Annotated in this window: 5 protein-coding genes and 1 rRNA gene; all 6 read right to left on the bottom strand. The window is 41.6% G+C overall.

What is annotated here, in order from left to right:
- Positions 1-479: ribosomal RNA gene (locus tag MSI_RS14675) — 16S ribosomal RNA — on the bottom strand; the annotation flags it as partial.
- 345 nt (positions 480-824) lie between these two features.
- Positions 825-2,726 carry a ribonuclease catalytic domain-containing protein gene (locus MSI_RS06315; RefSeq protein ID WP_009104883.1) on the bottom strand — a complete coding sequence of 634 codons (1,902 nt, stop codon included), beginning with the start codon at positions 2,724-2,726 and terminating at the stop codon, positions 825-827.
- Positions 2,727-2,764: 38 nt separating this feature from the next.
- The gene (locus tag MSI_RS06310) at positions 2,765-4,030 is read right to left on the bottom strand and encodes a hypothetical protein (RefSeq protein WP_009104880.1); all 1,266 of its coding nucleotides are present in this window, start codon (positions 4,028-4,030) and stop codon (positions 2,765-2,767) included.
- A 91-nt stretch (positions 4,031-4,121) separates the two neighbouring features.
- Positions 4,122-5,243: an ABC transporter ATP-binding protein gene (locus MSI_RS06305; protein ID WP_009104877.1), complete on the bottom strand. Its 1,122-nt coding sequence runs from the start codon at positions 5,241-5,243 to the stop codon at positions 4,122-4,124.
- Positions 5,244-5,341: 98 nt separating this feature from the next.
- Positions 5,342-6,862, bottom strand: a complete 1,521-nt coding sequence (locus tag MSI_RS06300) for a phosphoglucomutase (RefSeq protein WP_009104875.1) — start codon at positions 6,860-6,862, stop codon at positions 5,342-5,344.
- A 36-nt stretch (positions 6,863-6,898) separates the two neighbouring features.
- Positions 6,899-7,768, bottom strand: a complete 870-nt coding sequence (locus MSI_RS13925) for a phosphatase PAP2 family protein (protein WP_192807743.1) — start codon at positions 7,766-7,768, stop codon at positions 6,899-6,901.
- Positions 7,769-7,802: the final 34 nt, after the last annotated feature.

The following is a 7,802-nucleotide window of genomic DNA, read 5'->3' as shown; positions in this document are numbered from 1 at the left end:
CAGTGCGTTTCTCTCACACTGCTTATTCCTCATATTAAAAAGGACTTTACAACCTTCCGGCCTTCATCGTCCACGCGGCGTCGCTCCGTCACACTTTCGTGCATTGCGGAATATTCTTAGCTGCTGCCTCCCGTAGGAGTCTGGGCCGTATCTCAGTCCCAATGTGCCCGTTCACCCTCTCAGGCCGGGTAACTATCGTCGCCTTGGTGGGCCGTTACCTCACCAACTAGCTAATAGTACGCGGGCCGCTCCTTCTGCGGTTCAAAAGAACCTTTCCTTGTTGTCCTCTGACAACAACAAGCGTATTCGGTATTATCTCCTATTTCTAGGAGCTATCCCCATCAGAAGGGTACGTCACCCACGCGTTACTCACCAGTCCGCCGCTTTCATACCTAGCAAGCTAGATAATCACGCTCGACTTGCATGCTTAAGACGCGCCGCCAGCGTTCGTTCTGAGCCAGGATCAAACTCTCCATGATTATTTCAAAACCCCGAAGGGTATTGATTACCATAAATTAAGTTCAATCAAGCTTTTTCTTATTTGCTGAATTGATTTACAATCGAACCTCAAGAACTGAGATCCGCGGGTATGTTTTTAATGATACAAAACATATAAAACTTGAACTATACAGTTAGTTATTTCCTTCCCTGTTCTGTCAAAAACCTTTTTGTTGGCGTCATGCAGGAATACTGCGCGACGGTGAATATGAATATATACTAATCACCAAAAAGCGTCAATACTTCAAAATTAAATTTTGCAAAATTTCTTAAGAAAATTTTGTTATTTGTATATTTTAACGTACAAATATTGTTATTATATAGAATTAAATAATTTCAAAATCTGCAGATAATTCTGGAATTTCCACCTTTTTCATCTTCAAAGTACGCAAATCATTAAGTTTTACATCAGAAATTCCTTTTATTGTGGCCTGCATATCAATTGACGGAATTAAAAACAAAGCTTCATTACCGCGGATATCAATACAAACTCCTTCATAAGTCATTTCAGGATTCTGCAAAAGATAAACAAGTTTCCAGTGAGTATCACTTTTACGGCTGGCTTTTTTGGCGGCAACAGAAGCTGCATCACCTGCGGCTACCTTTTCCAGCATTTCATCCTTAGGCATAAGACGGCGGCCATCAATAAAGGCACGAAGCTGCTGATGAGCAATCAAATCTCCATAACGGCGGAGAGGAGATGTTACCTGTGAATAAAAAGAAAGACCAAGACCTGCATGAGGAGCCGGAGTAATTCCAACACTGCGCTTTCTCATACATTTTATTTTTGCAAAATCGCCTGCAAGTCCGTCAGGTATTTTATCAGGGAATTCCGGCGCTTCCTGACTTACAAAAGGAAACGGAATCTGGTTTTTAAAGGCAAACTTTGCAGCCCCTTCACCAGCAAGAATCATAAGCTCTGCAATCATTCCGTTACTTTCGAATTTTTCATCCGGAGCTACGGTGACTTTCTTTGTTTCTTTATCAACAGTAATGTCAACTTCAGGCATCTGAATTGTTACGGCGTGATTAGCTTCACGGCGGGCTTTATTTTTTCTTGCAATTTCAAAAAGAGGCTTTAATTCCGGCGATTCTTTTTTTTCTTCCGCCTCTTTATAAGTCATTCTGTGAACGGTAATTTTAGTTTTAAGTACAGCACATTCATCAATCTGGCAGTCATCGGTAAGTTTTAATCTGAAAGAAAGAGCTCTGGAATCTTCTTTTAAACCAAGAGCATAATCTTCAAGGGCACTTTCACAAAGCATTCGGGAAGCGCCTTCCGGAATATAAAGGGTTGTTCCCCTGCCCCGCGCTGCAATATCAATTTTAGAATCGGGAAGAACGCTGCTTGCAGGGTCGGCAATATGCACCCAAAGATATTCTCCGTCCCAGGCAACCGCATCATCAGGGTCGTTTGAATGTTCACTGTCTATTGCATAGGAAATTCCAGGAACTTCCACACGCTCTTCATCCGGCATAGGACCAAGCTGTTCGCTGGCAGAAGAAAAAGAAAAACCGAAACGTGAAGGATGAGGATTTTTTGTATAATCCCAGATTCCAGTGTCTATCAAAAGCTTATGAGCCTTTTCTATTGTCTGGGAAAAGCCTGCTTCCTGCATAACCTTTGATTTTTCTGTCTTACAGAGGGCAAAAGCTTCAACTTCGCCCATAAATTTTGCATCTTCAGGCAGATTAAGTTTTTTCTGCTTGAGGCGGGCAATAAAAGCAGAACGGATTTCTGCCTCATGCTCTTTTTCGTAATTTTTCTGATTAAGGGCATCTATTTCACCTTGAGAACGCGGGGTAAAAATCAGATTGCCGTTTTTAATTTCATTCTGATTCTGTGAAAATTCAGCAGACTCACTTACAACTTTGTAAAAAGCCCAGATATCATCAGCTTTTATTCCGCTGCAGGCTAAATCTGCAAGGTCAGAAAAACTTAAAGGTTGGGCTGCTGTGGAATCATCACTTTGTAAAAGTTCCCAGGCTTCGTGCAAAAGAGGAATAAATTCATCCCCGCCGGCTGCCAGAAGATTTTCAAGCGACGAACAGGGATTATTATGTAAAAGGATTATGTCTTTTTCGCGCACTTTCTGCTCTCCGTAAACCGCTTTTTTCCCGGTTGGAGTTGCCGCAGAAACCTGATAGCGCACAAGATATTTATCGCCGTCACGATCTTCAATGACGGCGGCTTGATTTTTATATAATACAACAGATTTTTTTTCCATAATTCAAATTATATTGAATTACGGAATAAAAAAAGGGGTTATTTTGTTGTCTTGCAGGTCCAGTAAACGCCAGTTGCCCAGGTATTAAGTTTTTCATGAGCATAGTTATTGCGGTGCTGGAAATCAAGGAAGGCGGTAAAGGAATTATTTTTATCCAAAGTCCAGGTAAAGTCAGGGCGGATATCAAGAATACTTCCTCCCCAGTAATCCTTAGTTGCCTCAACATCTTCCCACTTACTGTCTTTTGAACCGAAGGCAATTGAAGACCAGCCGCCAAAGGCAAACTTTTCTGCAAACTGCCAGTTAATTCTGATTCCTGTGTAGAAGGCCATTGTGTAATCAGAGTAAGTGTAGAAAGTAAAGCCTGCTTCAGGTTTTAACATAAGGTTGATTTTTTTGAAATTGAAAGTAAGTGCGGCACCTGTACCCCAGCGGCCGCCATTTTCCTTGTTATCTTCCTTATAGTCAATTCCAAGATAGGCATCAAGAATAAAAGGTTTGAATGCAACAGTTACACCTGTATAAATATTTCCTGTTGAGCGGAAAACACCGTCAACTGCACCAGAAATTGTAAGGAAATCTACAGGGTGAACTTTTACACCGGCATTAAATACAGGCTTATCAGTTGTTACACCACTTGGAATTGCAGCACCAACTTCAATAAAGTCCTTGTAGTGGAAGCGGGCAGCAAGAGATGCTTTTTTCAATTCATCTCTTGGACCACCATTGTAATAAGAAGTATAAGAATTTGCATAATAAGTATAACCGGCAACATCAGCATCACCAGGCTTTGCGTCTTTAAGACCACCCTGAACGATATGACAGAAAGGCTCCCAGAGATTGCCGTTAAATGTTGGTGCAGGTCCAACCTTCCATTCAAGGCGGGTTCCCATTCCCAAATCCCAGTATTTATGCGGGTGATAGATAAAGTTTACGTAATAAGATTCTGCCTCACCATTAGTCCACCAGGAACCATTCTGATAGTGGTTTGTATACCAGAAAGGAGTTATTGTAGTATTTGCAAAATAAAAATCATCTGTAAATTTATTAGCAGCAATATTTGTAAGAGCGCCCCAGTTGAGCATTGCATCAACCGTACACTTTGCAACATCAATACGAGCCTGAACTGTATCTACAAAGCCAAAGAAACGCAATCCAGCAGCATCATATTCGCTGTCATTATTAAAATAAGAATTTCCGAAACTTACCGAAAGGGTATTTTTTACACCAGGTTCGCTTAAAACCTGAGACCAGGCTGCAGCAGTAAGCACAAAAGCAGCTGCCAGCGCAACAATTTTTTTCATTTTTTTCCTCCTAAAACAAAAAAAAGCACCGTACCCGAAAGTACGATGCTTCTGTTTTAACAGATTATTATAACTTAGTCAAAAAGGTGAATTACCACTTCTTTTCGATTACGTCACAAATATTCTTTTCGCCTTCATCAAGAGAGAAGAATTTTGCTTTTTCCATGTTAGGAACAACGTTTACAGAATCGCCAAGGCGGAATTCTGCATTTGCAGTTGTTTTAGCAATAATCTGCTGACCTTTGTTTGATACAAGGTAAAGGTGTGTTTCTGCACCAAGAGGTTCTTTGTTAACAATCTTCATCTGCATATCATCTTTTGCAGCTGGCTTGTCAACATAAGTCAAATCTTCTGGGCGGATACCGAATGAAACTTCTTTTCCAACGTAAGCTTTAAGAGACTTAGCCTGTTCAGCTGTTGGGTTAATTTCAAATGAACCTTCATCACAAACGATTGCACCGTTCTTTTCAAGAACTTTTACAGTCAAGAAGTTCATTGGAGGAGTTCCGATGAATCCTGCTACGAACTTGTTGATTGGGTTGTTGTACAAGTACAATGGTGCACCAATCTGCTGGATGAAACCGTCTTTCATTACAACGATTTTTGTACCAAGAGTCATAGCTTCAATCTGGTCGTGAGTTACGTAGATCATTGTAGCCTGAAGTCTGTTGTGAAGAGCAGCCAACTCAGAACGCATTGTTACACGAAGTTTTGCATCCAAGTTAGAAAGAGGCTCATCGAACAAGAATACTTTAGGGTTACGAACGATAGCACGTCCTACAGCAACACGCTGGCGCTGTCCACCAGAAAGTGCCTTTGGTTTTCTTTCAAGATACTGTTCAAGGTCGAGCTGTTTTGCAGCATCACGTACACGGCGGTCAATTTCTGCCTTATCCATTTTGCGGATTTTAAGACCGAAAGCCATGTTGTCATATACTGTCATATGTGGATAAAGAGCGTAGTTCTGGAATACCATTGCGATATCGCGGTCTTTTGGAGGAACGTCGTTCATCTCAACGCCATCGATATACAATTTACCTTCGGAAATGTCTTCCAAACCAGCGATCATACGGAGAGTTGTTGACTTACCGCATCCTGAAGGACCTACGAATACGCAGAATTCCTTGTCTTCAATTGTGATATTGGAATTTGTTACAGCGTGAACTCCGCCGTCATAGATTTTACCAATACCTTTAAGCTCTACTTTTGCCATTATTGGCCTCCTGATAGGGTTATATTATTATTTCAATTTTATTCGACATCCTGGCAGAAGTCAAATTAAAATATGACGATTTCTTATAATTTTCTGTTTTATTTTAAGCAGCTGCGGTCAAGGCGTTCAAAGCCGTCTGTAAGCTTGCGGGCAATTTCTACAAGCTTTGCAAGGTCACCTTTTCTGCCGCCTTCAATATTCAAAGGCATTACAGGGTCATGAAGGCTCAAACGAAGCAAAATCCAGCCCTGAACTTCTTCTGATTTGAATGAAAGACGAACACCTTCATAAGACTGTGGCATTGTGTAGCCTGCAGCCTTTGCACGGGCTTTAAACTCTTCAAGAACCTTGTTTCCGTATTCCTTAAAGTCTTCTCCAGAAATCTTAAAGCGGTACTCCCCTTCTTCCACCAAAGGAGGAAGCTTTTCTATAAGACTATCCAGTTTTTTACCATCTTTTGCGGCTTTTGCAAGGGCAATTACCAGTTTTACTGCAAGGAAGGCACCGTCATCAAGGAAGAAGTTATCTTTAAGAGCACCGTGTCCAGAAGTTTCCATAGCCAGAGGCGCTACAGTTCCAGCCGCATTCAGTTCCTTCTGCTTGTTGATAACGTTTTTATAGCCGCGCATGTAACAAAGGTGCTTAAGACCAAGAACTTCTTCAAGGAAGTATGTAAGGCGGTCAGAAGTAACACTGTCTGTGATGATTGTGCTGCCCGGATATTCAGGAGCAAGGATTGCAGAAATCATTGCGATGATTGAATCGCGGTTAACTTCGCTTCCGTCGCTCAAAACAGCACTCATTCGGTCAACGTCTGTATCGAAAATCAAGCCTAAATCAGCCTTGTTATTCAAAACTGCAGAGCGTATTGCTTCCATTGCCTGCTTGTTTTCAGGGTTTGGAATATGATTTGGGAAGGTGCCGTCCGGTTCAAGGAACTGACTTCCGCTTACATCTGCACCTAAAGGAGCAAGAATCTTATCTACAAAGAAGCCCGAAGCACCGTTTCCGCTGTCTACAACAATATGAAGGCCGGAAAGAGGTTTTTCTCCGCCATTAATTCCGTCCTTAATCTTGTTTTTAAGGTATTCGGCGTAGATAGAAATTAAATCGAAAACGCCGTCTGCCTTAAAGCCAGTGCCAAGCAAATCAGAAGCTTTATTATCATCAATTTTTGAGGCGATTTTTAGAATATCAGTAATATCTTCGTGTTCAAGACCGCCGTCGGCATTAAAAAACTTAATTCCGTTTCGGTTGAAAGGCAGATGACTTGCTGTAATCATTGCAGAGCCGTCAAACTTTGTCTGATCAAAGACAATTGACATAAACATGGCAGGAGTTGTAGCCATATTGCAGTTCACAACCTTAGCTCCGGCTGCCGTAATACCGCAGGCAAGAGCATTCAAAAGAGCCGGGCCAGACAGGCGGGAATCACGTCCAACGCCAATTTTCAAATCGCCGGCAGCTTTTCCACTTTTTTTAGAAAGCCATTCCACAAAGGCGAATCCGATTTTTACGGCAATCGGATCTGTAAGGTTTACGTTTTCCCCTTCAACGCCTTCAAGCGCAACACCACGAACGTCACTTCCGTTCTGCAGTTTCATAATGTCAAATGCCATAGTTTTTTTTCCTCTAATTTATTTTTTTTATTTTTGTTATTTTCTTACTGTAAAAACAAGGGCTCCCGGTGCGATATCCATTTCAAAGCCACGAAGCTTTTCAACCTTACCCCCGGAAGTTTTTCTTGCCATAGGAGCGCGGGTATGAAGCCAAGGAATTAAAATTCCGTAAGCCGAACCAATCAGAGCACCAGTTAATACGTCTGTAAAAAAGTGACAGCCGCCTGCCATACGAAGAGCCGCTACAGTTCCCGCAAGTCCAAAACTTATACCGGTAACGCCCCATCTCCATGGTGATTCAGGATAATACTGCCAGAAAACATAACTTGTAAAAGCCGCAGAAGCAAAGGTGATTGAAGTATGACCAGATGGAAAGGAATTTTTCCAGTCACCTTCTTTCAAGTCCTCTTCCGGAGCGCCGTCATAATACATGTAAGGTCTGGCACGAACTACGCAGTTTTTTATCAGGTCTGTAGTTCCCCAGGTCCAGAAAAGGGTTTCGCCGTACATCATTGCCAGGGTAAACCATTCACTTTTTGAAGTTGTAAAAAGAAAAAGCGGAACAGGAGCCAGCAGCATGGAAGTTCGCATAATATCACAGGTTAGATCCAGACCTTTTGAATATTTATTCATAAAAACTCTGTCCAGAGCCGGGATAGAGCTTTTTTCTGCTAAATCTCCGTCAAATTCATCATGATTGAATTTTACAAATTTATCTAAAACAAAAATTGTTCCTGCAAGAGCCGCACCACCGCCCATAAGAAGGGAATCACGAAGGGGTGAAAGATAAAAAACTTTTTCGCTTGTATCGGTTTTATCAGTTGTATCAGCGGGACTTAAATCCTGGCAAAAACCCTGTGCAAAAAATGAAGCAATAAGAACTGCAGCAATAAAAATCTTTTTCATATCTGGATTATAGCACATATGAAGAAGATTATTA

The sequence above is a fragment of the Treponema sp. JC4 genome (genome assembly GCF_000260795.1).
In the GTDB taxonomy this organism is placed as follows: Bacteria; Spirochaetota; Spirochaetia; order Treponematales; family Treponemataceae; genus Treponema_D.
Note: the sequence above shows the minus strand (reverse complement) of the source record. Positions and strands in the feature narration are given on the sequence as shown.

Excerpts from the sequence above, each read along its gene's own strand:
- MSI_RS06315 (WP_009104883.1), bottom strand. The coding sequence starts at position 2,726 with ATGGAAAAAAAATCTGTTGTATTATATAAAAATCAAGCCGCCGTCATT.
- MSI_RS06310 (WP_009104880.1), bottom strand. The coding sequence starts at position 4,030 with ATGAAAAAAATTGTTGCGCTGGCAGCTGCTTTTGTGCTTACTGCTGCA.
- MSI_RS06305 (WP_009104877.1), bottom strand. The coding sequence starts at position 5,243 with ATGGCAAAAGTAGAGCTTAAAGGTATTGGTAAAATCTATGACGGCGGA.
- MSI_RS06300 (WP_009104875.1), bottom strand. The coding sequence starts at position 6,862 with ATGGCATTTGACATTATGAAACTGCAGAACGGAAGTGACGTTCGTGGT.
- MSI_RS13925 (WP_192807743.1), bottom strand. The coding sequence starts at position 7,768 with ATGAAAAAGATTTTTATTGCTGCAGTTCTTATTGCTTCATTTTTTGCA.